The organism is Salinicoccus albus DSM 19776, from assembly GCF_000385175.1.
In the GTDB taxonomy this organism is placed as follows: Bacteria; Bacillota; Bacilli; order Staphylococcales; family Salinicoccaceae; genus Salinicoccus; species Salinicoccus albus.
Genome location: NZ_ARQJ01000030.1, coordinates 148,790 through 172,036, shown reverse-complemented (window position 1 = coordinate 172,036; position 23,247 = coordinate 148,790). Strand labels below are relative to the sequence as shown.

23 protein-coding genes are annotated in these 23,247 nt (G+C 41.1%); 5 read left to right on the top strand and 18 right to left on the bottom strand.

What is annotated here, in order from left to right:
* Positions 1–100: 100 nt before the first annotated feature.
* Entirely contained in the window at positions 101–1,075 is a 975-nt protein-coding gene (locus G343_RS14570) for a nuclease-related domain-containing protein (protein WP_020008077.1), read from the bottom strand.
* A gap of 203 nt (positions 1,076–1,278) precedes the next feature.
* Complete coding sequence (locus G343_RS0110345) at positions 1,279–1,701, bottom strand: Ohr family peroxiredoxin (RefSeq protein WP_020008076.1); 423 nt, start codon at positions 1,699–1,701, stop codon at positions 1,279–1,281.
* 190 nt (positions 1,702–1,891) lie between these two features.
* Here G343_RS0110345 and G343_RS0110340 point away from each other — a divergent pair, with 190 nt between their 5' ends.
* Entirely contained in the window at positions 1,892–2,530 is a 639-nt protein-coding gene (locus tag G343_RS0110340; RefSeq protein WP_020008075.1) for an HD domain-containing protein, read from the top strand.
* A 201-nt stretch (positions 2,531–2,731) separates the two neighbouring features.
* Here the strand turns inward: G343_RS0110340 and G343_RS0110335 are convergent, their stop codons facing one another.
* The 5 genes from G343_RS0110335 to G343_RS0110315 all read right to left on the bottom strand — a co-directional run bounded on the left by G343_RS0110335 (position 2,732) and on the right by G343_RS0110315 (position 8,074).
* Entirely contained in the window at positions 2,732–3,586 is an 855-nt protein-coding gene (locus G343_RS0110335) for an NAD(P)-binding domain-containing protein (RefSeq protein WP_020008074.1), read from the bottom strand.
* A 14-nt stretch (positions 3,587–3,600) separates the two neighbouring features.
* On the bottom strand, positions 3,601–3,873 hold the full coding sequence (locus tag G343_RS0110330; RefSeq protein WP_020008073.1) for a YciI family protein: 273 nt from the start codon (positions 3,871–3,873) through the stop codon (positions 3,601–3,603).
* 149 nt (positions 3,874–4,022) lie between these two features.
* Positions 4,023–5,825 carry a beta-glucuronidase gene (gene uidA, locus G343_RS0110325; RefSeq protein WP_020008072.1) on the bottom strand — a complete coding sequence of 601 codons (1,803 nt, stop codon included), beginning with the start codon at positions 5,823–5,825 and terminating at the stop codon, positions 4,023–4,025.
* A gap of 27 nt (positions 5,826–5,852) precedes the next feature.
* On the bottom strand, positions 5,853–7,403 hold the full coding sequence (locus G343_RS0110320) for an MFS transporter (RefSeq protein WP_020008071.1): 1,551 nt from the start codon (positions 7,401–7,403) through the stop codon (positions 5,853–5,855).
* 251 nt (positions 7,404–7,654) lie between these two features.
* Positions 7,655–8,074, bottom strand: a complete 420-nt coding sequence (locus G343_RS0110315; RefSeq protein WP_020008070.1) for a TetR-like C-terminal domain-containing protein — start codon at positions 8,072–8,074, stop codon at positions 7,655–7,657.
* Between the two features lie 304 nt (positions 8,075–8,378).
* Here G343_RS0110315 and G343_RS14565 point away from each other — a divergent pair, with 304 nt between their 5' ends.
* Positions 8,379–11,624, top strand: coding sequence for an efflux RND transporter permease subunit (locus G343_RS14565; protein WP_156823608.1), 3,246 nt, complete (start codon positions 8,379–8,381; stop codon positions 11,622–11,624).
* Between the two features lie 87 nt (positions 11,625–11,711).
* Here the strand turns inward: G343_RS14565 and G343_RS15455 are convergent, their stop codons facing one another.
* Together G343_RS15455 and G343_RS15855 are read right to left on the bottom strand one after the other, a co-directional pair.
* Positions 11,712–11,924 (bottom strand): hypothetical protein, encoded by a 213-nt coding sequence (locus tag G343_RS15455; RefSeq protein WP_156823607.1) that lies wholly within the window; start codon positions 11,922–11,924, stop codon positions 11,712–11,714.
* A gap of 714 nt (positions 11,925–12,638) precedes the next feature.
* Positions 12,639–12,770 (bottom strand): hypothetical protein, encoded by a 132-nt coding sequence (locus G343_RS15855; RefSeq protein ID WP_020008063.1) that lies wholly within the window; start codon positions 12,768–12,770, stop codon positions 12,639–12,641.
* 356 nt (positions 12,771–13,126) lie between these two features.
* On the opposite strand from G343_RS15855, the gene G343_RS0110275 reads away from it, so the two are divergent.
* Positions 13,127–13,522, top strand: coding sequence for a hypothetical protein (locus G343_RS0110275; protein ID WP_156823606.1), 396 nt, complete (start codon positions 13,127–13,129; stop codon positions 13,520–13,522).
* Between the two features lie 303 nt (positions 13,523–13,825).
* On the opposite strand, the gene G343_RS0110270 is transcribed toward G343_RS0110275, so the two are convergent.
* Entirely contained in the window at positions 13,826–14,047 is a 222-nt protein-coding gene (locus G343_RS0110270; protein ID WP_020008061.1) for a hypothetical protein, read from the bottom strand.
* 81 nt (positions 14,048–14,128) lie between these two features.
* On the opposite strand from G343_RS0110270, the gene G343_RS0110265 reads away from it, so the two are divergent.
* A complete protein-coding gene (locus G343_RS0110265; protein ID WP_020008060.1) occupies positions 14,129–14,323 on the top strand; it encodes a hypothetical protein in 195 nt (64 codons plus the stop codon).
* A gap of 75 nt (positions 14,324–14,398) precedes the next feature.
* Here G343_RS0110265 and G343_RS0110260 read toward each other — a convergent pair whose 3' ends face one another.
* Entirely contained in the window at positions 14,399–15,271 is an 873-nt protein-coding gene (locus G343_RS0110260; RefSeq protein ID WP_020008059.1) for a hypothetical protein, read from the bottom strand.
* Positions 15,272–15,648: 377 nt separating this feature from the next.
* On the opposite strand from G343_RS0110260, the gene G343_RS0110255 reads away from it, so the two are divergent.
* Positions 15,649–16,110: a hypothetical protein gene (locus G343_RS0110255; RefSeq protein WP_020008058.1), complete on the top strand. Its 462-nt coding sequence runs from the start codon at positions 15,649–15,651 to the stop codon at positions 16,108–16,110.
* 956 nt (positions 16,111–17,066) lie between these two features.
* Here the strand turns inward: G343_RS0110255 and G343_RS15450 are convergent.
* From G343_RS15450 to G343_RS0110215, 7 genes are all read right to left on the bottom strand, one after another.
* Positions 17,067–17,348 (bottom strand): hypothetical protein, encoded by a 282-nt coding sequence (locus G343_RS15450; protein WP_156823605.1) that lies wholly within the window; start codon positions 17,346–17,348, stop codon positions 17,067–17,069.
* Positions 17,349–17,586: 238 nt separating this feature from the next.
* The gene (locus tag G343_RS0110245; protein WP_020008056.1) at positions 17,587–18,360 is read right to left on the bottom strand and encodes an acetoin reductase; all 774 of its coding nucleotides are present in this window, start codon (positions 18,358–18,360) and stop codon (positions 17,587–17,589) included.
* Positions 18,361–18,455: 95 nt separating this feature from the next.
* Complete coding sequence (locus tag G343_RS0110240) at positions 18,456–18,983, bottom strand: hypothetical protein (RefSeq protein ID WP_020008055.1); 528 nt, start codon at positions 18,981–18,983, stop codon at positions 18,456–18,458.
* Positions 18,984–19,320: 337 nt separating this feature from the next.
* Entirely contained in the window at positions 19,321–20,721 is a 1,401-nt protein-coding gene (gene rlmD, locus G343_RS0110230; protein ID WP_020008053.1) for a 23S rRNA (uracil(1939)-C(5))-methyltransferase RlmD, read from the bottom strand.
* Between the two features lie 126 nt (positions 20,722–20,847).
* Entirely contained in the window at positions 20,848–21,267 is a 420-nt protein-coding gene (locus G343_RS0110225; protein ID WP_020008052.1) for a hypothetical protein, read from the bottom strand.
* 157 nt (positions 21,268–21,424) lie between these two features.
* The gene (locus G343_RS0110220) at positions 21,425–22,369 is read right to left on the bottom strand and encodes a VOC family protein (protein ID WP_020008051.1); all 945 of its coding nucleotides are present in this window, start codon (positions 22,367–22,369) and stop codon (positions 21,425–21,427) included.
* A gap of 19 nt (positions 22,370–22,388) precedes the next feature.
* Positions 22,389–23,171, bottom strand: a complete 783-nt coding sequence (locus tag G343_RS0110215) for an ABC transporter ATP-binding protein (RefSeq protein WP_020008050.1) — start codon at positions 23,169–23,171, stop codon at positions 22,389–22,391.
* Positions 23,172–23,247: the final 76 nt, after the last annotated feature.

Genomic DNA, 23,247 nt, shown 5'->3' with positions numbered 1-23,247 from the left:
TTTCTCAAGCCCGGGACTCCGCCCTTTCTCGGCCTCGTCAATTTCTCAAGCCTGAGACTCCGCCCTTTCTCGGCCTCGTCGATTTCTCAAGCCCGAGACGCTACCTTATACGATGCTTATTCGAACTCTTATACCTGTTCTCTATTGAAAAATCTTTCAAATATAAGGAGTGTACCTCATAAAAAGAAGTGGGCCCCTGGCCTGAGCGGGTACCATGTTTGCTGAGATGCCTTTGAATATGATCTTTGTGGAATAAACCGCCTGAAAAAGCATAAATTTCATTCACAGTTAACTTTCTTTCCGGGAACAACAGTTTAAATTCTACCGCCATTCTCACGATCGCTGTTTCCGACACTTCACGGCAAAAACATTTTTTACAAATGACATGGACTCTCCTTTTCTCAACTTCGAAACTCCCGCAATGCACACAGTAATACCCCTGCCTCAACCGTGTAAAATCGGTTTTTGGTTTAAAATATGGATTTTCAACCATTCTTTCCGCTATTTCCTTAACCAGCATTTCCGCTGATCGTCCGGATTGCTTCATACGGAAACTTCTCATATATTTTTTTAATTTTTCCCTTTTAACGATCATTTCCAACGAAGAACGTTCTGCACTCTCCAGCACAAAATACGGATTCGGGAAAACGATCTTTCCTTTCACATCAAAACTCAAGTTCTTTTCGAATTTCACCTTGATTAACTTGTTGACTGCCCGCCTCAACTGACTGATCGGATCTTCTGAAATTCTCCTGTTTTGAATTTTCCAGACTCCGTCGTGATACACATATTCTCCGCTGTAGTTCTTTATCTCATTAATCTCCATTTCTCCATCACTGACAATCAGGCTGTCAAGCTGAACATTACCAGCCTCTACCTGCAGCCAGATATCCCTGAATATAAAGACATTGTCATGACCGGTCTCTTCAAATACTTCATCATACAAACACTCCCCGGAAAACCCTTTTTCATAAATAGACAGACTGCGTGCCTCTTTATCACTCAACTGACGCCTGTGTCTTAACACACGATAATACAGTAATTCCAATGGTTCTTTTCTTTCATTCAAAAACATTTTAAAACCTCCTTTAAATGGCCCTTCTTCTATATATACAAAAAAAAGGTCATTTTGCTTTTTTCATCGGATAAAAAGGAGGTATTAGATAAATAACTGCATTATTCAACATTAATTCCAATAAATACCATAAAATAATGCGCAAATGATTTGACACAAAAAAAGAGAAGGCTGAGCCTTCTCCTTATATACTCTCAATATTTTTATTTTACGGTTGCTTTCAGGTCGACGTTGATGCCATCGCGCGTCATTTTTGAATAAGGGCAGCCCTGATGCGCCTGCTCCACATATTCGTCAGCTTTGGCCTGATCGACACCTTCAAATTCCACTTCAATTTCAGCGCCGAGTCTGAATCCGCCGTCGGATTCATCTTTTAACAGCTTGGCTGTTGCGATGACTGTGCGTTTTACATCATCCGCGCCGTCTTTTTTTAGTACGCCGTCCAGGGCACTGTTGTAGCAAGCGCTGTAAGCTGCTGCGAATAACTGTTCCGGATTCGATTCGTTTGTATCCTCACCGGACATTTCTTTTGGTTGTTTCACGCTCATTTTAAAGGAATTGTCTTCACTGTGAACTTCGCCGCCTCTGCCGCCGGTGTTAAATACTTTTGCTTCATAGATACTCATTAATAATTCAACTCCTTAATATATTGTACATCAAGTCTATTCCTCTAAATAAGGGTTCTCAAACATTATGTTTATCACTCAGGTAAAACGCAGGCATAACCTGATTCATTAGACATCCTTAGAAAAGGTTCTTTATAATAGGATTAACTCATTCATTTGAGAATAGCCGTATGTAAAGGAGAGGTTCAAGATGACTCAGGATATTGCAGGAATTAAAGCACCAGATTCCCAATTGGCGAAAGACGCAGCTGATATTCTGCGTGAACATGGGAACGATCTCTTATGGAATCATTCAAATCGTGTATATTATTTCGGGGCTGAGTTTGCCCGGAAGGAAAATCAAAAGCATGAACCGGAACTGCTGTATGTCAGTGCATTGTTTCACGATTTGGGACTGACAGATAAGTACATGAGCGATGATTTAAGATTTGAAGTAGACGGTGCAAATGCAGCACGACAGTTCCTCGAGACTTATAATCTCCCTGACAATACAGTTCAGCTCGTGTGGGATGCAATAGCACTTCATACAACACCTGGAGTTGCAGAGCACAAGCAGGCTGAAGTCGCGATGCTTTTCCATGGGGTCGGCCTTGACGTCATGGGGGACAGATTCGACGAATTTCCTGCGGAGAAAAGGGACGCGATACTGGACGCCTTCCCCAGAAACAATTTCAAACAGGAAATCATTCCGGCATTTTATGAAGGCTTCAAACATAAACCGGAAACGACATTTGGCAACATGAAAGAAGATGTCGTGAAACACTTCAGACCTGATTATGAAAATAAAAACTTCTGTACATGCATCCTTCACTCACCGTGGAATGAATAGCATCAAGAAACGAGTTCTGATCAAATTTCAGAACTCGTTTTCTTTTTTATCAATCGTTTTAAAAACCATTATATATATGCTGCCCGTTATCTGCGACTGATTGTGGCCGCGGCCCTCTTTTCTTCTTCTTGAGCGGATCCAGCCTGTTTTCAAGCAATCTTAATCCGGGAATGAACCGATCGCAACCACTTATATTTATCGTTATTTATAGTACTCATAAAGTCCGCCGTGATCGTTGCCGCCTTTACCTTCATCAATCAGTTTGGACATAATCTCTTTGGTCTTTGATGTGATTGGCAGACTCTGATCACTCGATTCCAGGCTCTCAAAAGCATTGTTCAGATCTTTCATATGGAGATCCAGCTTGAACCCGGGCGCATAATCATCATTGATCATCCTGGATGTCTTTGCATCCATGACACTGCTTCCGGCAAGCCCGCCTTTAATCGCTTCATACATGGTGTCCAGATCGAGTCCCAGGGATTTTGCGACAGCCACACCTTCTGATAATGCAGCGATATTATTGGCAACAATCACCTGATTCACAAGTTTTGTCGCATTGCCAAGTCCAACTTCACCTACGTGGGTGACACTCGCCCCCATAATATCCAGCAACGGTCTGACTTTCCCTACAGAACCCTCACTGCCGCCGACCATTATGGAAAGTGTACCTTCGACCGCCTTTTCCTCACCGCCGCTCACCGGCGCATCAATATACTCCGAGCCGGCGGTTCTGAGTGCTTCAGCCACCTGTTTGCTCATATCCGGTGTGATTGAGCTCATATCCACAACGATTGCATTGGGTTTCAACGATTCATACAACTGGTGCTTTATCATGACATCATGGACATCCTGTGAGTTTGGCAGCATCAGTACAAGCACTTCTGAATTGTTTGCCACTTCACTATAGCTGTCCATCACATTGGCACCCTGCTTCTTCAGATCCTGATTCGTTGAAGTTGTGCTGCTGGAGATACAGACGTCCATGTTTTTTTTAAGCAGATTGGCGCACATCGGTTTACCCATAATGCCCAGACCGATAAAACCTATTTGCATACCGACACCCCTCTCTAGAAATTATAATTGGAAACCATTTCCCATTCATGTATTTCGTAATCACGGGCGCCGTTGATAATGTACGGATCAGTGTTGACAATTTTCTCGACTTCATCCTGCGAATCTCCTTGATAAATGACAAGGCCTCCGGCGCCATCGACGAATCGCCCGTTCATCAATATCGTTCCGTCATCTCTCATTTTGCTCAGGAATGCCAAGTGCTGGTCTCTGAAACTTCTGCTTTTCTCCTCATCTTTCATCGGCAGCAATACAGCGAAACATTTCAAATATAAGCCTCCCTCATTGCTTGAATATTTAGATTTCAATATCCATGATACCAGACATAAATGATTTTTCATTCCAGTGATGCTTGATCGGACAGATTACCCCCCAGGTTACAGACAATTATTTAATCTGCGGGCCTGGAGGGCTTGAATCATTTCTTATAATTGAAATCCGGTATATTTTCCCAGCGTTCTTTCATATAATGTGCAGCCAATTTCGGCTTACGGTCCCTCGTGAATATTCCTTTCTTATTACCCTGAACCCTGATCACTCCCTGACTGGTCTCAAAATCCGCAAAGTTCCATATATGTTCCCCGACAAAGTTCACTGTCTGGTCAAATATTTCATGATTGGCCTCGAGGTAAAGCTTCTGATACTCTTCAGTGAACATCACCGGATCGACAGCGTGGAACCCTGACACTGTGTCCGCACCGTACTCTGTCATGATAATGGGCTTGTCCGGGTAATTTTTCTGATAAAAATCAAGCTCTGATTGCAATCCGATTTTCGCATCTTCAAGGTCCCCGCCGTTGGCGTACCAGCCATAATATCTGTTCATCGCAAATACATCGACGATATCTGCCGTCTTTTCTTTATCCGGAGTTGCCATCATGTACGTTACAATTGTAGCCGGACGCTGTTCAGGATCAAGAATTTTCACCTGATCATACAGCGGTTTGAAGTATTCGTATGCACCTGCTTCATCAGAGGCTGGCTCATTGGCGATACTCCACATTACCACAGACGGGTGATTCTTATCCCTGTCAATCAAATCTCTGATAACATCTTTATGATGCTGGGCTGTTTGTATCTCTTCCCAGGTATCTCTTTTATCTGCATCCCCGAACATCGTTGCCATAAAGTTTAAATGGACACCGACCGCCGGGGTTTCATCTATGACAATAAAACCTTCCTGATCCGCCAGTCTCATCATCTCTTCAGAGTATGGATAATGAGCGGTCCTGAAGGAATTTGCTCCAATCCATTTCATGAGATTGAAGTCCAGGACATTCGCCGCTTCATTGAACCCTCTGCCATGTATGTGAGTATCTTCATGCTTGCCGAATCCCTTGAAATAAAACGGTGACCCATTAATCAGGAACTGTCCATCCTTCACTTCGACTGTTCTCAGGCCCACCGGCAGGCTATAGTGGTCGATGACTTCGCCGTTCCGGCCTTTGAGATAGACATTAAAGTCATAGAGATAGCTGTCCATGGGCTGCCATAACTGCGGATTTTCTATCCCGGCACTGCCTTCCAGTCCGTCCCCTTCGAAAACGAGGTGACCCGCTTCGTCCACCACCTGTATTTCTGCAGCTTCAACCTGCTCATTGGTTTCCACTTTATAATTGAATGCATAATCACTGCCGTTCTTCTCTGTGAAGACTGTCAGATTGGTGACATGTACATCAGGGACTGTATATATCTTTACAGGACGATGGATACCGGCATAGTTGAAGAAGTCAAAATTTGGATTGTTATATTTCTTAGTCCGCCCGTTCACCTCTTTTTCGCCGTATATCCCGACCGGTAATGTGGACTCATCCAATATATTATCCACAGCAACCGTCAGTCTGTTCTTACCATTCTCCAGATATTTATTGACTGTAACTTCAAAAGGCAGAAAACCACCTTTATGCTCTGAGATTTTTTCCCCGTTCAGATAAACTTCAGCATTATGGGTGACAGAACCAAATCTGAGGATGATTGTTTCATCCAAAAGCATATGAGGCACTGTAAACTCTTTTTCGTACCAGACCGTCCCGATGTGATTCCTGATTTTTTCATAAACTGCTGTATCGTTGTAGGATGCCGGTACAGCCATATATTCATCCGTTTCCAGTTTCTGTTGATACCATTTCTGCTCATGGCCGTCTCCCTCGTCCACTTTAAACTTCCATATCCCTGACAGGTCAATAACACTTCTTGTCTCCGAAGTAATTGGATAAAGCATCTGTATCTCTCCTTATGTGAGTATGATTTACTTATCTTTTTTTGAAATATCTTCTTCTGTGTCCTCATCCATCCGTTCAGTAGCTTCTGCTTCTGCGGCCTTTTCATCTCTGGCATCCAGTATGAAATTTTTCGTATTGTTCAACTCCTCCTGAACTTCAGCCATCCTCTCTTTAGTCAATGGATAAAACTTCATGGCAATAATCGAAATCACCCAGCCAAGAATCGGAAAACCAAGTGCCGTAATCAATGAAACCCACAGCAGACCGGTGGTCATTTCATCATTCACTGTTGGGAACTCATTTCCAAAACCGATGATAGATACGAGCGCGCCGACAATGAACGGAGCTAAGCTGGATACCAGCTTATCAACAAATGAAAACAGCGCGGCAATCATGCCAGGTATATATCTTCCTGAGGAATACGTTTCATAATCTGAAACATCCCCAATCATCGGTATCACTATGGACGGTGTTAAGGTGCTGATTGCACGGCCGATGGAGAAAAGTATCAGAAATATAATTGACAGAATGCCCCAGTTGCCCAATGCGAATTCCTCTGTTTCAAACGCCAGCATTAATATGAATAGTATTGAAAACGAAACGGCCCCAATATATGAAAACAGGACCAATGCTCTTTTCAAACCTAAGTTTTGGGCGTATCTAACACCAAAGAAAACAATGAACAGACTGGGAACCAGGACGATCAGACTGAATTGACCACTCAATGCGAAATTGCCGAGCAGAATACCAAACAGCATCACCTGCACCACCTGCTGATTCATGAACATAGCTGCAAATTTATCGGTTGCAGCTGCAATTACAAGCATCTGCAATGCTCTGTTCCTTTTCAGTACGGGCAGGTAATCTCTGAATCTCGTCTTGACATTGATTTCCTCTATTCCGTAAAACTCTTTCCGATCTTTATTCCATATTGCTATAACCGCAAGCAATGTCATAAGTGCTGATAAGCCGGCAAATGTAAATGATAATTCTATGAAATAGTTATAGGTGAAATCCCCATACTTGTCGATCAGATACTGTGATGCATACACCTGTCCAAAACTGAACAATGACAAAGTGAATAAAGCATCAAATATTGAAAACAAAGGCCGCTGTCGCGGGTGGTTTGTCAAAACTGTCTGTGCAGCCCTTGTGACTGTTGTCTGCATTGTATAGCCAAGGATATATACAAATTGCAGAATGATGAACACAAACATCTGAAAATTTTGAGGAAACAGATGAAGCACATTGAACATCAGCAGAAATGTAACGAGCAGTATCCCATTGCCAATAACCATAATCGGCCTGAATTTGCCAAATTTCGTTTCCGTTCTGTCAATAATATAACCAATGATCGGATCTGTAACACTGTCAAACACCCGCATCAGACCCAGTATCGTACTCACTGTTATGACAGCCAGACCGGCAACACCAGTTGTGTAGTACGTAATGAATCCTATGCCAAATAAGAACAGATTGGTCGCACTGTTATTCAGTGCAAAAAGTGCGATCTGCCAGTATTTTGCAGTATGATACTTCTCTCTTGAAAAATCCCCTTCTAAATTTAACTTTCCCATAATAACCTCCCTCCCTAATGTAATCGCTTACAAAAATTAAATATACCTTGCGAAAAGGGCCCCTTTGATACAGCTGTGCTTAATTAATTTACCCGATAAACTAATTAATGATTTGAATATATCATAAAATTTTAAGACATACAACACGAAAATAATGAATAATCAGAAAATATACTTTTATAGTTTACTCGACAAACTATAAAAGTATACAGGCTGATTTCAAAAAACAAGCATCCATCCAGCAAGAACTTTTACTTGTCTTTTTTGTCATTTAACAGTAAATTTAAAATTGTAACAGCACCGTTATGGGAAACATCTTCCATCATTTGTTTTAAGATATCCTCATCAATCTCTTCCTCTTTTTCCATCCATAACCTGAAGACATTGATGATTCCTGATATATGATATTCGATGACATACTCTATATGTTCCGGATGCTTAACGCCCTGCTGACCTACATATTTCATAATCATTTTCCGTATTTTCATCTTGAATTCATATACGAAGCTGGGATCGCCTTCCGGACCGATCAGAACAGCAATGATATCACCGTTTTTCCTGATATACTCATTCGTACGTTCAATGGATGCCATGACTTTGCCATTGCCTTCTGCAAGTTGTTTCAAGGGACCGATAATCATCGATTCTTCGGGCATTATGGATTCTTTCAATATCTCCTGCACCTCGTATATATCAGTGAAATAGCTGTAGAATGTGCCGCGGTTTACCCGGCTCGATCAGTCACTTCTTTCACTGTTATTTTAGAGATCGGTTTCTTTTTATAGACACCCCAGAAAGCCTCGATAAGGTTATTATACGTTTCATGTCTGCGACTCATTTTGGACACATTCCCACCTTTTCGACAGAATTACCTTAATTGTTCATTGATGATGTGTATAATGTACCTTATCATATACTATTGGACAACACGTTGTTGGATGCTTTATGAACTGCCAAAAAGGAGAGAAAATCACCTTGAAACTATCAAATTTCTCGATAAAACGCCCTAAGTTTACAATCGTCATAATGCTTGTACTGATGATCTTGGGGGCTGTTTCCGTAACCAGATTACCGTTACAATTAATGCCAAATGTCCAGCCGCCCATTGCGGCCGTTGCCACTACATACCAAGGGGCCGGACCGCAGGAAGTGATGGAGGATGTCACCGTCCCTGTTGAAGAGGAACTCTCTTCGATCAATGGGCTGACAAACATATCTTCACAGTCACAGGAAAATTCATCAGTCGTAATGCTGGAATTCGGATACGACATGACCATTGATGAAGTGGAAAATGACATCATGCGCGCCATTGACTCCGTAGAACTGCCTGAGCAGGCTGAGTCCCCTTCATTCCTGGAATTCGACATATCCATGCTGCCAAGTATACAGCTGGCAGTCGCCTCTGAAGGCGAAGCTGTGACAGAATACCAGGGTCAGGTCTCAGGTCTGATCGATGAACTGGAGAATGTGGAAGGCGTTGCTTCCATTACAGAAAGCGGCGCAGTCACCCAGGAAATCCAGGTGACCCTGGACACCGAGCAGCTGGAACAATACAACATGAGTCAGAGTGATGTCGCAGATATTATTGAAGCGAATAATATATCCATACCAAACGCCACGATTGAAGATACAGAGGACCGTACTTCGATTTCCACCCGTACGGTCAGTGAAATTGACGGCGTGGAAGAACTGCAGGAACTGGTGCTTGCCGACCTTCCGGATGATGCCGGCACTGTCACTTTGAATGATGTCGCAGACGTCAGCCTGGCTGAACAGGAATCAAATTCCATCACACGGCTCAATCAGGATGACGCAATGCAGATCGATATGAGTCTGGCTTCCGATGCGAACGCATCAAATGTGAACAACGAATTCAATGAAATTCTGGACGAGAAACTCCAGGAAGATGAATACGACAATCTGACTGTAGAAACGCTGTATGATGAGGGTGAGTACATCGATCTTTCCATCAACAGTGTACTGACTGCGCTTATCAGCGGAGCGATTCTCGCAATGGTCATCATTTTCGCCTTCCTGAGAAACTTGAAGTCTCCGCTGATCATCGGATTGTCAATACCTTTCTCAGTAATTACAACTTTCGCGCTGTTATTCTTCACCAATATCAGCATCAACATGATGACACTCGGCGGTCTTGCTCTCGGTATAGGGATGCTGGTAGATAACGCTGTAGTTGTTATTGAAAATATATACAGACATCTGTCGATGGGCAAAGACCCTAAACAAGCGGCAAGTGAAGGAACAAAAGAAGTCGGTGGAGCGATCACAGCTTCCACACTCACTACTGCCGCTGTATTCCTGCCGGTGGTATTTGTCAGCGGTCTGGTCAGCCAGCTGTTTACACCGCTTGCCATCACCGTTGCATTCAGTCTGTTTGCATCATTATTTGTCGCATTGACTGTCGTACCGATGTTAGCCAGCAGATTGCTCAAAGCGCCAAAAGAAAACATGGAGGAAAAACGTAAAAGCAGACCTTATATGAGCGTCATCAACAAAATGACACGCTGGTCATTACGGCATCGGCTGCTTGTGCTCATCCTCACGCTCATCCTCATGGCCGGCGGTATCCTTGGCATCATCAATCAGGGAATCAACCTGCTCCCGTCAAGTGACGAAGGGGCACTGACAGTTGAAATCGAGAAAGAGCAAGGGACAATACTCGAGGATACCCAGGAAACTGTGACTCAGGTAGAAGAGATACTGGAAGAACAATCCGCAGTGGATATCTATCTCAGTTCAGTCGGTTCCTCCTCTCAGATGAGCATGGCTGAAGAACCGAACACAGGCACTATCACTGCAACACTGGTAGATGCATCAAAACGGGATGTAACGACTAGTGAATTCATCAATGACATCGAAGATGAAGTTGAAAATGTCGATCAGGATGCAGATATTAATATCGTTCCAATGTCCCAATCCGGCACCGGTTCCGAACCGAATACCATGTCAGTAAACGTATCTGACGATGACAGTACCAGACTGCAGGAATCAGAAGAAACCATCATCAGTGAACTGGAAGAGGATGAACAGATTGAGAATGTCGCATCCAGCCGTGAAGAGATGGTCCAGGAGCTGCAGGTACAGGTAGACAGGCCAGCTGCCAGGGAAAATGGATTACAGCCGGCACAGATTGGTTCTGCTCTGTATGAAGCTTCCAATGGTGTACAGGCTTCAACAGTAAATTCTGAAGATGGATTCCTGACCATCAATGTCAAATACCCGGATGATATCACCACAAGCGTTGAAGCGTTTGAAAATGTTCAAATCGCGAACTCTGACGGTGAATATGTCCCAATCGGGGAGGTTGCCGAACTTACAGAAGCGGATATGCTGCCGCTGATCAACCGTGACAGTATGGAAGAAACATCAACACTGACAATCACCTATGCGTCGGATATGTCACTGAATGAAGCCGGCAGTCATGTTCAGGGAATCATTGATGGCGCCGATTACCACGATGAAACCAATTACTCGATTGGCGGAGATCTTGAAATGCTGACAGATGCGCTGCCTCAGATGCTGCTCGCATTAATCCTCGGCATCGTATTCATCTATCTCGTAATGGTCGCACAATTCGAGTCATTCAAGCACCCGTTCGTCGTGATCTTTGCGATACCATTGAGTATTATCGGAGTTATGCTCTCACTGCTGGTGACAAATAACCCGCTGAGTATCGTGGCATTCGTTGGGGTCATACTGCTGCTGGGCATTGTCGTGAACAACTCGATATTACTGGTCGATTATACGAACCAGCAGAAAGAAAAAGGCAGTACGACACTCGAATCACTTGAAATCAGTGTACAGGACCGTTTCAGACCAATCGTCATCACAGCCACAACAACTGCACTCGGCATGCTGCCGCTTGCAATCGGCATGGGTGAAGGTGGAGAGCTTGTCAGCCCGATGGGCATCGTCGTCATTGGCGGGCTCGTCAGCAGTACTTTCTTCACATTGTTTGTCATCCCAGTCTTCTACAGCTATTTTGATAAAGAAACCCGCAACATGAATAAAAAGTATATGACACCAAACGGGGATATCATCACCAAAAAAGAAGTGGAAGACAGGAAAAACCGGGAAGCGGCAGAGGCGAGACAGAAGGCCAGAGATAATTACGACTATGAAGATAACTACCGGATTGTAAAAAATACTGGTGATACAAAAGAAGAAGCACCGGACGTCATAGAAGATGACGAGCGGAAATAGCATCAAAAAGCCGGGTCAAATCACACAATTAAGTGCAGGCTTTGTTATAATATTAGTTAGTTGAGGCTGATGTCGTGATTTGCGACATCAGTCATTTTTTTGTTCTTCTATCTGATCGCCCAGGTCGTACAGTGCGGCTGCTATGTCGTCCAGTTCGCTTTCTAATCCCTGATTGATATCAAATACACTATCCAGTGCCTCATACAGACGGGCATAAGCCATCAGTATATCGTCTTTAGGTGCTCGCTTAGGGTCGGGCAGGAAGTCATACAGATTGTTCTGTAAGCTCAAGTGACGCATGATTGTGGACGTTCAGCCTGCTAGTGCATGTGCCTGTTCTTTAGTCATTATGTGATTCATTTCAATTCCTCCAGTTTAATAGTGTATATATCGTATTGCTTCATGAATCATTCCTCTGTAATGTGTGCCAGCATCTGCATAAATAACCTCTAGTGCTTCTTTAAACGCCATCTGTCGCCCTCCTTGCGACCCTGTGCCATCTCTTTGTTGAGTGCTTCCAGTCGCTGTGCTATACGTTCAGCCTCTGCAGTGTTCTTCCGTGTGAGATCTAATAACTCATACAGTTTATCCATCTGTGACCACCACACTCATTACATTGTATAAATAGGTTGATACCAAGATTAAGATATCTCCACCAAGAAATGTTACTGCGGCTGTAGTAAATATGATATCCGGGAGAACCGATATAACGGTTTTCATGTAACTCACTCCTTATCTATTTGATAATTCCAATGATAAAGGATAAGCATTTTGCCTAAAGATATAGTTAAAGAGATTGAAAAGGACGCTCAAAAGGATATGAGAAGCCGAAGTAAGCAGATAGCAAAAGTTGTAATAGATCATTACACAGCTAAACAGGGTAAAAACTTTACTTAAATCCCCTTCACTATTGTATGATAATAAGTGACTAGAAAATGAGTACACCTCATGGCTTAGGCACGGTTTCCCACAAAACCGTGTCTTTTTTCTATCGAGATGCATCGCCATTTTTTCTTAGTTTTCAGCGGCTTTTTGTCCCAGCTCCTTTTTCATTTTTTTATTTTCTTTATTTCTTATAATCAAAAGTGTAATCCCAAATATAATAAAAAAGATTGAAAGAATATAATAAAAAACTTCGTTATCCATGACCAGGTCACCACTATAAAAATCATATTTAATATTAAAAGTAATACGCTTGATGAAATCATAAAAATTCCTGCTCTTTTCGTTCCTTTTTGCAAAAAATCACTCCTCTTGGTTTTTCTTCTTAATTTGTGTTTATTGACAAGAAAAACAACTATGACAAACTTGCACTTTAAAATACATAAAAGGAGAAAACAAACATGTCAAAAAAATTTATTTTAAAACCAATTCTACTCACTTTAGCATTAGTTTTAACTCTATCAAATGTTTTATCTGTGAATGCTTCTGCAAACACATAGGAATTAGAATATGAAAAAGCAAGTGAAATCCTCAGTGCTCTAGAAAAAAGCAGTGTGACTATGGAAGATAACACTATGCTAATTAATGAAAAACAACTGGAAAAACTACTCGGAGACAATGAAAATTACGAAGAAATTAAAACATCATTGGAACAAAAAAATCTACTAACTAGCAAAACTAATCCTAATATAGCCACAGCTGCCGCTAGCAACGTAAATCCAGATTGGGAAAATGCACGAGATACTTGCGCTAAAAATTACTTGAAAGACCAATTCGGATCATCAGCGATAGATTCAATCTTTAATGCAATAGCTGCAGGTAATATCTTATATGCTGTAAAAGAACTTGCTAAAAAAGGATTTAACCTTACAGTCCCAGGGTTAATTACTCTTTACGCACAGATAAACTACACATGCATAAAAGAAGCCAACTCTAAACACGACCATTACCTTTAATATTTATTCCAATTTCCTTTTGGTGTGAACCAACGGCAACCCTAAAAACCCAAAAGCTGTCGGTAGGCATTTTAGTTTATTTAGGGTTGCTTTTCCCACCAAAAGTTTTCTCGGCATAAACAGATCTCTCTCGTAACATCATAATCAAACACTAAATAAAAAAAAACGGAGATGACTTGATGTTTTTTAATACTTTTTTATTAGCTTTAGCAATAGCATGATTAATATTATTCGATTTTTCTACATCCTTTAAAATTTTCTCATCTAGTATCAAGATTAAAGGGTAGCAAAGATTCCTCTTTGCTACCCTTTGTTATTTTCATGATTCTCTTTTACCTTATTTATAACTACCAAAACAAAAAGCAAGAAACTCATATAAAAAAAAGATAAAAATATATTCTTACCCAAATCTCCAGTTCCTTCTGAAAAGAAGATAACCATTAAATTTGAAACCAAAAAGACTGAAAAGAAACTAAAAATCATTGAAGTAATGTCTATATACTCTAACAATTTTTTATTTTTCATTTTATCTACTCCTTTACTGTTTGAAATTTATTACATCTATGGGATGATTATACTTAAATAGACATTAAGGAGGAATTTTAGATGCAGTATATCGAAAAAATCAAATACCCAATTTTATTTACGCTAATGATAGTCCTCACTATATCATTAGGCTCTAGTCTCTCTGTAGAGGCCAACGAAAAGAAACCTGAAGTAACACCTAATGAATTAATAGAATTTGGAGTCGAGCCAAACAAAGCTCAATCATTAGCTGAAAAAATAAATAACGGTCGTTAAATTGACTAACTACTGAATGTTATCTTCTAACGGGGGCGCTTTAACACACTTTGTCTTTTTCCAAAAGTGCCATATCTATTCGAAAATTTCATGTTCATCTTTGAAAATGATTCTAAAATGATAATCTTGTTCACTCATTACCTGTTCAATTTTCGGTCGAATCCGACTGCCTTTAACTATATATATAATGAAGTCAATTTCTCCATTTTCAATCATGTTGTAATATCTGCTCAGTATTTTTTCATAGGTAGTTTTCGCTTTTTTTGTCAATTCATATTCTATTGCGATTCGACTGATACTATCGTCAATATTCTCTGTAATTAAAATGCCATCCGGCATATGCTGTTTTAGTTTATTTCTCTCCCGAGTATAGTTAGAATCAGTCATTTCATCTTCCCTTTCAACTAGGGCTTCCTCAATCAGCTCTCTTTTAGTTTTAAATGATACACTCAAAGTCAGTACATCTTTTTGAGATTCTTTATACTGATGAATCAAATAATTGTTTACTCTTAAATCATGCAATAATTCGTTTTGATTAAGTTGCTTGAACCGATACATTGGCTCACTAACTACAGAATCTGCACTTGGTCTTATATAAACATAATAAACACGCCCAATGTTACCTTTTGAAATGTATCGCATACCTTCTAATTCTGATAGTATTTTATATATTGTATGATTAGTAATCTCTCCCTCAAAATATTTAAAAAGTTGCTTGTTCGTTATCACTCCGAACCTGTTCACTAAATTCAAAACTTTAACTTTATTAGTACGCTTTTGACCTTGAACTCCATCGTCCGCCTCAAGTGCTTGATCTTTCTTTGTTTTTTTCTTTTCTTCTAATACAGGTTGATTATTTTCTTCTATTCTATTCATACGTTCTGTAAGCTGATTCATTAAATCTTTTAATTCTTGAAAGTCCTCATTTGTCATTGAAATGTTATTCATAAATTTCACTCCTTAGATTATTAATACCTAGTACGTTATCCAGTAAATTATTTTTAATATTACCTAATTTTCTAGTTTTAAAAATCATTTTTTATTTTATAAATAATTTAAAAATCATTCTTACGATATTATCGATTATCACAGCGGCCAAAATTATTATTAAAATCCCAATAATAACTCCAGTATCCTCTATCACATTTAAATTTCTAAAATAAGATAAAACCCAATAAAAAGTATTCCACTTACTAACCTTCTCCACTTATTATTATTTAATTTTTTTCATAATCATTATTCATATTAAAATCCCCTTGAAACTTTATTTATAAATTAGATCTGCTGATTAAGGAAATAACAATAAAATAAAAAGGAGAATGATTATGCAACAAACCCAGAAATATTTTAAAGTTATCTCTATCGTTTTAACATTTGCATTAGTAACAAGTATACTAAACACAAGTTTTTCATCATATGCTAGTGCAAACACAAATGAAATTACAGATGGAAAAACTGAAGAAGAAATTGAAAAAGAAGTAAATGCTTATGTTGAAGAACTTAGAAAAGCTCAAAGTACTAATGAATCTAATTTAGAAAATCAAGTTGCACAAGCAGCAAACGCTTCTTCAGAATGTATGGTTGCTCATATAGGGGCAAGCTATAAACAAATAGCTCAAGATGCAACAACTGTCTTAGCATTATTAAATAATCCAAACTGGACATGGTCTGACCTCAAAGAAGTAGTCAAAAATGCTGCAAAAAATTTACCTAACGCAACAATAATCGGTCTATCTTATCAAATTTATAAAGCACATAAAGCATGTTATGGCACTGAAATAGCATAAAAAAATATTTATTCCAAGCGCAGGCGAGAAAGATTCACACAAAAACGTCGTAAACGACGTATAAGTGCACCCCTCACGGATTATCTTATCCTTAAAACCGATAAAAAACCCCATTAAAATCATTTAAACGCTCATACGGGCTTATTTGAGCTTTGAAAGGATATCCCACTCCAAGTTAAACAAAAACAATCTCAGAATCTAAAAATTGTTAATTCCAGTAAGAGCATAAGGAGGTTTTTCCGGATTTTCCTCCTACAAAACCTCAAACCCCTCTATATGTCGGCAGTGCCGACATATTTTTCTTCCGGATAAGATTTAGGCAAATATATACAGAAATATATATAAAAACGCTCGATTTTCGATGTAAAAATACAAATATATATAGAAATATATACGCAAAATCCAACAAGATTTTCAGTATTTAGAACAAAAAATACTTCTAACTGATTTCTAAAAGGGAGTGAAAATCAGGGGAAATGCAGGGGAACCTCATTTTTTTAATTAGAATCCAGGCACACGCTATAAAGAAATACAGACCCGTCATCATCTCAATTCGTAATCATAATAAATTACTATATTCAACCTTTGACCTCTCCAACACCACGCGTGTTTTTGTTGGAGAGGTCAAAGCTAAATGAGATTTTACGGGTGATTTTTGTCATTTCGTGTGCATGGTATGATGCATAATCACCCCAGTATTTTATTTTTATATATTTTTGCTGTTGTTCTGATAAGCATGATGGACTGAAATATACGGAGCTTGAGTGCTCGGGTAAATGCATGTAATGTGTGATTGCTTAATTTTAACGGTTTAAACCATATATGGATATGCAAACAATTATATGGCTTCCGTTTTCATATTCAGCCAGTCATTTTTCTAAAACTATCTGCGTCTGTATAAGCATAGACGTCGTCATAGAACTCTGCATTAAATCCAATATGGAGCAGTGTGCGATTCAAGTAAGCATAGATATTGTAGACTGGTGCCCGGCGTTTTTGTGGTAGCGTTTCATTGCTTTTACGAGCGATTCCATGCCATATATTATGGCCTCTGTCTGTTGTTCTGCATCAAGATCAAAGGTTTCGAGGCTATTCATGGCAGTTTTATATAAAGCGGTCAGTTGGGCATCACTGAAGAACGGTTTAAACTGCTGATCAACCCGTTCCGGTACGATATGGTTGTTGAATGTTGCTGCTTTGATGTTTTCGATGCGTGCCAAACGTAATTGATTTCGCATGCGTTTATATCTACGCTGAGTACTACTAAACAAAGTAGTTAATAGTTTTAAAGAATACATAGTTTGTTTTTTGACTTTGATATACTCGAAGGCTTGCGCCTGTTGGGTTTTGCCGGTATATTTGACCGGCTCACGATATGACACTTTCTTTTTTTGAAGGGCTTTTTGTTGTGCCACGGTATGGATGATGTAAATATTTGCGCCCTTCTGATTTGACCTGGCTTTTTCCTGTTCATTTTTACCTGAAAACCAATCCCCCGTCTGTCACTATTGTCTGCCCGGTAATATAATCCGAATCATCTGAAGCAAGAAATGATACCAGATTTGCTACATCTTCAGCTTCCTGCGGTCTGCCAAGCAAAATATCGCCTGTAAATTTTTTGAAGGCATCCCTGGGCTCCATATCTTCATTGTATTTAACCATCTCTTCATCGATGCGGTCCCACATGGCCGTGTCTGCAACGCCGGGGCAATATGCATTGACCCTGATATTATCTGCCGCCAGTTCTTTGGCACTTGAATGTGTAAATGATCTGACAGCATGTTTTGTCGCGGAATACGTTGAGAGCATTTCATAGGATTCATGACCTGCAATACTGCAGGCATTGATGATTTTCCCTTTTGTGCCCTGGGTGATGAATTGCTCTGCTGCAGCCTGTGTACCAAAAACCGTCCCATTGACATTGACGGAAAATGATTTGTTTAACTGCGCTTCGTCTACCTCCAGAAATGGAGAGACAAAATCAATACCGGCGTTATTGACGAACACATCGATATGTCCGTATTCCTCTACAGCTCTTTGAACAAGCAGGAATTGATGTTCTCTTTTGGAAACATCGCCCTGCTCACCCATCACATCATATCCGCTCTCCCTGAAGTCTTCCACCGTTGACTTGACTGTTTCCGGATCAATATCATTAATGACCACCTGGAATCCGTCTTTGGCCAAACGTTCCGCGATCCCTTTCCCCAAACCAGCTCCGGCGCCTGTGACAACTGCAACTTTTGTCATTGTAACCCTCCTGTTATAAGTCAATTTAACCTGTGATTATCTATACCCTTATAACGATTTAATTAACACAAAGTTTAGACATATTGCCCATGGATTCAGGTCAGCATCTCTTCAATATACCAGGATTCTCTTTTATAAAGCTTATACATGAAGAACATCAGAGCACTGACTGCAAAAACGATCGAATATTCATCAATATCATCCACCATTTCAATGACCGTTTTTTCATTACCGGGGCCATCTGTTACTGTAATAATGGATACATTGTCTAAAATCAACTCCATACCACCGTCTTTATTCTCTTCTATACTGATAAAGTTATCACTAATTTTGCCATCCACTCTGAATCTGAGCAGATTACTGCCGGCACGCTCTTTGAAAATTGTCGTACCTTCACTCGTAACGAGTATATACTTGGCGATGTTCAAATCCCTTAATTTACGGGTCTTCATCCCCATGGTCACTTTGTCGGCCTTTACAGGTGTATAGGTATAAGTAAACTGATCATCACATTTTCTCATGACATCCCTTTGAATGTCTCCAACCTTTTCGCCCTGCTCGTTAATCATCAATATTGAAGCGAGATCATCTTTTAAAGAAACCTTGAATTTATACTGTTTCATATCCGTCTCCTTTAACCACGCGCTTACTTGCCCTATTACCTAAATTATAAACATAAATTGCAGTCAGAGCGAAATGTTATCGCTTAATCATACATTTTTATAGATACATACAGAAATGGCCGGAACCGCAGTTCCGGCCGCAATGCTCATTTTCTCCAATATGTTTCGGTATCTTTGTTGTCTTCAATATTATAATCGGTGGGGCCGCTAACAGAGCATAATCCATCGGCTGCTTACACGGGAAATTGATCATCATTGAACCATGTTCAAATCCTCTGAAGCTGATTTCATCCGCAATCACCTGGATCCCTTTCTTTTCCGGTGATTGCTCGCCCCACTATTCAGAGGATCTCGTCTTTCTCAATAATGAGACCAATTCTACATGGACTGTGTGCGGGAATAAATCGACTGGCTGTACTTTTTCGAGTTCGTAACCATATGCGCTCAGCCATGAAATATCTTCAGCAAATGATTCGGGGTTACACGATACGTAAACCACTCTGTCAGTTCCCAGACGGCCGATCCGTCTCATGACTTTACCGCCTGCACCTGAACGCGGCGGGTCGAGCATAAGCAGATCGGGAACTCCCCATGTTTTTAAAATTTCATCCATGCCGCGCCTGGCGTCTTTTGCAAGAAAATAGGTGTTATTTATGCCATTATCATTGGCGTTTCTTTTTGCTGATTCTATCGAAGTTTCTACAATTTCAATACCTGCGAGCGACTTCACTCTTTCGGCAAATGGCAGTGAGAAAGTACCGACACCGCAGAACAGGTCGATCATGCTTTCGTCTTTCCCGGCGTCCGCCATTTCAATTGCAAGATCGACGAGTTTCTCAGCCTGCCTGGGATTTGTCTGGAAAAAGGTATCAAACCATATGCGGTACTGATAACCATACATCTCGTCATTAATGTAGCTCCTGCCATATAAGATATGCGTTTTTTCTGACTGTGTGATGTCTGCCCAATCTCTGTTTTCCATCCACATGAGACTTTTTACATGCGGAAATTTGTCCGTAATACGGTTGATCAGGTCCGCAACCGGCGCTTCAAGTGCGCCCTCCGGTGACTCGGTTGCAAATACTGCCAGCATCAGTTCTTTCGTATGCTGTGACTGCCGCACCATTAAATTCCTGAGCAGACCTGCGTGATGATCCTTATCATAACCACTCAGACTGTGCGCCCTCTGCCAGTCGGACACTTCCAGCATCGCTTCCACCATATCCTGTTCTGCAATGAGACAGGTATCAAGGTCTATCACATTTCTGAAATTACCGAGTTCATGCAGGCCCAGGGCGCCATCCCTGCCAAAAGTGAATTCCATCTTATTGCGGAATTCCCATGGGTCTCCCGTACCGATGGTGTCATTGACTGCCGTCGTATCAAAACCGTTCCGGCCGAGAAATTTCTTAACCTCCTCCGTTTTATGGTCCAATTGATAACGGTAACCCCAGTGCTGCCATACACAGCCCCCGCACATTTCAAAATGCGGGCAGGCCGGTACTGTTCTTTCAGAGCTCTTTGACATTATCTCCTCCGGCAGCACCTTTGCGGTCTTGCGGTCTGGATGCTGCACTGTCACTCTCGCCGTTTCCCCGATTAAAGTCTGAGGCACGATCAATTTTAGTTTGCGTGGATTGCTTCCGCCTGTATCACGCCATACTGTGCCCGTCCCGGAGCCTTTTTTGTCCAGGCCATCGATTTTAACAGTATGTGTTTCGGAATTCTGCTTTGACACACAAGTCACTCCTTATCCATACACTCTGTTTCTATTATATGTATGCCTGCATATTTTAAAGACTGAATTTATCATTATCAAGACATTCAGCCAGCTTTCATCCTTTCGTATTTTACAATAAATCCATCATATCCAGATTGAAATAAAGTACCCGACGGAAATACCGAAAATACAGTGACCAAAGGTCCAGCTGAACCAGGCTGCAAAATCATTATATGCCGGCGGTGTCTTTGTCAGTGCACTTAAAAAGTATAATATGGCGCCGCCAGCAGTAAACACAAGTATATACGGCCATAAGACCAGTTCCAGCCCGAATGGAATCAGCAGGTAATATAAAACGACCACACTGCAGATACAAGTGGCAAAATGAAAGATCACACCCGTAATCCACTTATCACTCCAGCGTTTCAGCACCGGCATATAATCCATGTTGTAAAGCAGAATATCTGCTTTATTATCTGTTAACTTTCGGATGATTTTCATCACACCCCCGAGAATAATGGCTGAAACTGCACCAATCAAAATCAGTTGTAAGAAAGTAACCATAAATGACCCCATTCTAGAAAGAATTTGATAATTTCAATCATATTATATCATTACCTTCTCATTTACATATTCAATCCAATGATTTAAATAGAAACAGGTTAAATTTAAGAGGGTGGGAATAAGTATTTTTTTATCGAGTTTTGTCCCGGCCCCAATTTTACGTCCACGCTTCTATCGGTCTTAACCTGGATTCGATTTCTGCCCTTCGGTCTTCCAGAAAGGGAGGAAGATCCAAAGTTGTCCCCAGATCTTCAATTGAGGAATCTGCCGTAAATCCACGGGCGTCAGGCCCTGTGATCTCAAACATAATTCCGTTATCATCTCTGAAGTACAGACTGTCGAAGTAGTACCGCCGTTTTATCCCCGTAGTGAGAAATCCGCGTTCTTTGATCAAAGAGTCCCATTCTTCAAGCGGTTTTTCTTTCGACTGAATCGCAATGTGGTGAATACTGCCTTTGCCGGGACGTTCCTGATTCCCTTTTATTTCCTTGACCAGTATTTCCCCAAACACTTCTCCCGCAACTGATTGCAGCAGTGTTTCTGTACCATTGTCATAAACACTCGAATAACCGAAAAGTTCCGTCAGAAGGTTCACGGTTTCGGCTTTTTCATGCACACTCAGTTCAACAGTCCCCATGCCGAGGATCATATGTGCCGGGTCTACATCATTACCGGCCCAAGGCTCCCAATTTTCTCGAATTGCCCGGCTGCCGTGGTTGATCAGGACAAGCTTGAGCCCCTCAATGTCCTGAAATTCGATTGCTTCTGTGCCTGCATAATCAAAAATTTCACTGACATCAGTACCTAAATCAGCCACCCGGTGCTGCCAGTAGATCAATGAGTCCCGTCCGGGCACCAGCAGGCCAATTGCTGTTATGGCATTCGTCCCCTTATGTGTACTGCCGATGTTTGGAATCTCAAAAAATGTCAGATCATTGCCCGCTGTGCCGGTTGTATCGCCGTAAAACACATGATACATCCCCGGATCACTCTGGTTGACAGAGATTTTGACCCGCCTTAACCCCAGAATTTCAGTGTAAAACTGGTTAATTTCTTTTAAATCCTTCGTGAACATTGAAATGTGGTGATGTCCTTTTATCATCTCGCCCCTCCAATAAACATTATTTACGGATTGCCATCCATGGCCGCCCGGCTTCCCAGTGTACTTTCAAAGGAATCTTAAAGGCACTGCTTAAAGTATTGTCTGCCAACACTTCCGATTTCGGACCTTTGGCGGCAATTTCACCGTCACTCATCAGTAATACGTGGGAAATGGATTCAGTGATTTCCTCAATGTGATGGGTGACATAGAGAATGTGGCATGAATCCTGTGCCACCCGCTCGGTCATGTTCAACACATCCTCCCTTGCCAGAATATCAAGCCCTGCACATGGCTCGTCCAATATCAGCAATTGTGGCCGGCTCATCAGTGCCCTTCCGATCAGCACTTTTCTCTGTTCGCCCTGGGACAGCCGGTCATACGTTTTTCCCTGCAAATAGGAAAGCTTCATTTCTTCCATGATTCTATATGCGCGATGCCAATCTTCTTCAGCCACTTCGTGATAAAGGCCGAAGGACGCGTATTTGCCGCTGACAATGATATTCTCTGTCATCTCACGATTCATCGTCGAGGCGAATCTGCCCAGAGAACTGCTCACATATCCTATTTTTTTACGCATTTCGGGCAGGCTTGATTTGCCGAATTCATTATTCAGCACATTGACTCTGCCTGATGTTGGATAATTATAACCGGTTATCACGTTCAGCAGTGATGTCTTACCTGAGCCGTTTAAACCTAATATTGCCCAATGCTGACCCTTCTCCACTTTCCAGTTGACAGATTTTAAAATCCCTTCTCTGTTACGCTGCCAATGCATATCTTCGATCGTGATAATTCTCTCCAATATAAACACTCCCGGATTTTGTTGTTACTGTCACTATACATTAAAAAATTGGCTTTTTGCCAAGCGTTAGACACAA

Excerpts from the sequence above, each read along its gene's own strand:
- G343_RS0110340 (WP_020008075.1), top strand. The coding sequence starts at position 1,892 with ATGACTCAGGATATTGCAGGAATTAAAGCACCAGATTCCCAATTGGCG.
- G343_RS0110275 (WP_156823606.1), top strand. The coding sequence starts at position 13,127 with ATGGAAGATAACACTATGCTAATTAATGAAAAACAACTGGAAAAACTA.
- G343_RS0110245 (WP_020008056.1), bottom strand. The coding sequence starts at position 18,360 with ATGACAAAAGTTGCAGTTGTCACAGGCGCCGGAGCTGGTTTGGGGAAA.
- G343_RS0110255 (WP_020008058.1), top strand. The coding sequence starts at position 15,649 with ATGCAACAAACCCAGAAATATTTTAAAGTTATCTCTATCGTTTTAACA.
- G343_RS0110270 (WP_020008061.1), bottom strand. The coding sequence starts at position 14,047 with ATGAAAAATAAAAAATTGTTAGAGTATATAGACATTACTTCAATGATT.
- G343_RS0110260 (WP_020008059.1), bottom strand. The coding sequence starts at position 15,271 with ATGAATAACATTTCAATGACAAATGAGGACTTTCAAGAATTAAAAGAT.
- G343_RS0110225 (WP_020008052.1), bottom strand. The coding sequence starts at position 21,267 with ATGGTTACTTTCTTACAACTGATTTTGATTGGTGCAGTTTCAGCCATT.
- G343_RS0110345 (WP_020008076.1), bottom strand. The coding sequence starts at position 1,701 with ATGAGTATCTATGAAGCAAAAGTATTTAACACCGGCGGCAGAGGCGGC.
- G343_RS0110240 (WP_020008055.1), bottom strand. The coding sequence starts at position 18,983 with ATGAAACAGTATAAATTCAAGGTTTCTTTAAAAGATGATCTCGCTTCA.
- G343_RS15450 (WP_156823605.1), bottom strand. The coding sequence starts at position 17,348 with ATGCGAAATCAATTACGTTTGGCACGCATCGAAAACATCAAAGCAGCA.
- G343_RS15455 (WP_156823607.1), bottom strand. The coding sequence starts at position 11,924 with ATGCGTCACTTGAGCTTACAGAACAATCTGTATGACTTCCTGCCCGAC.
- G343_RS15855 (WP_020008063.1), bottom strand. The coding sequence starts at position 12,770 with ATGGATAACGAAGTTTTTTATTATATTCTTTCAATCTTTTTTATTATA.
- G343_RS0110265 (WP_020008060.1), top strand. The coding sequence starts at position 14,129 with ATGCAGTATATCGAAAAAATCAAATACCCAATTTTATTTACGCTAATG.
- G343_RS0110320 (WP_020008071.1), bottom strand. The coding sequence starts at position 7,403 with ATGGGAAAGTTAAATTTAGAAGGGGATTTTTCAAGAGAGAAGTATCAT.
- uidA (WP_020008072.1), bottom strand. The coding sequence starts at position 5,825 with ATGCTTTATCCAATTACTTCGGAGACAAGAAGTGTTATTGACCTGTCA.
- G343_RS0110335 (WP_020008074.1), bottom strand. The coding sequence starts at position 3,586 with ATGCAAATAGGTTTTATCGGTCTGGGCATTATGGGTAAACCGATGTGC.
- G343_RS0110220 (WP_020008051.1), bottom strand. The coding sequence starts at position 22,369 with ATGATAAAAGGACATCACCACATTTCAATGTTCACGAAGGATTTAAAA.
- G343_RS14570 (WP_020008077.1), bottom strand. The coding sequence starts at position 1,075 with ATGTTTTTGAATGAAAGAAAAGAACCATTGGAATTACTGTATTATCGT.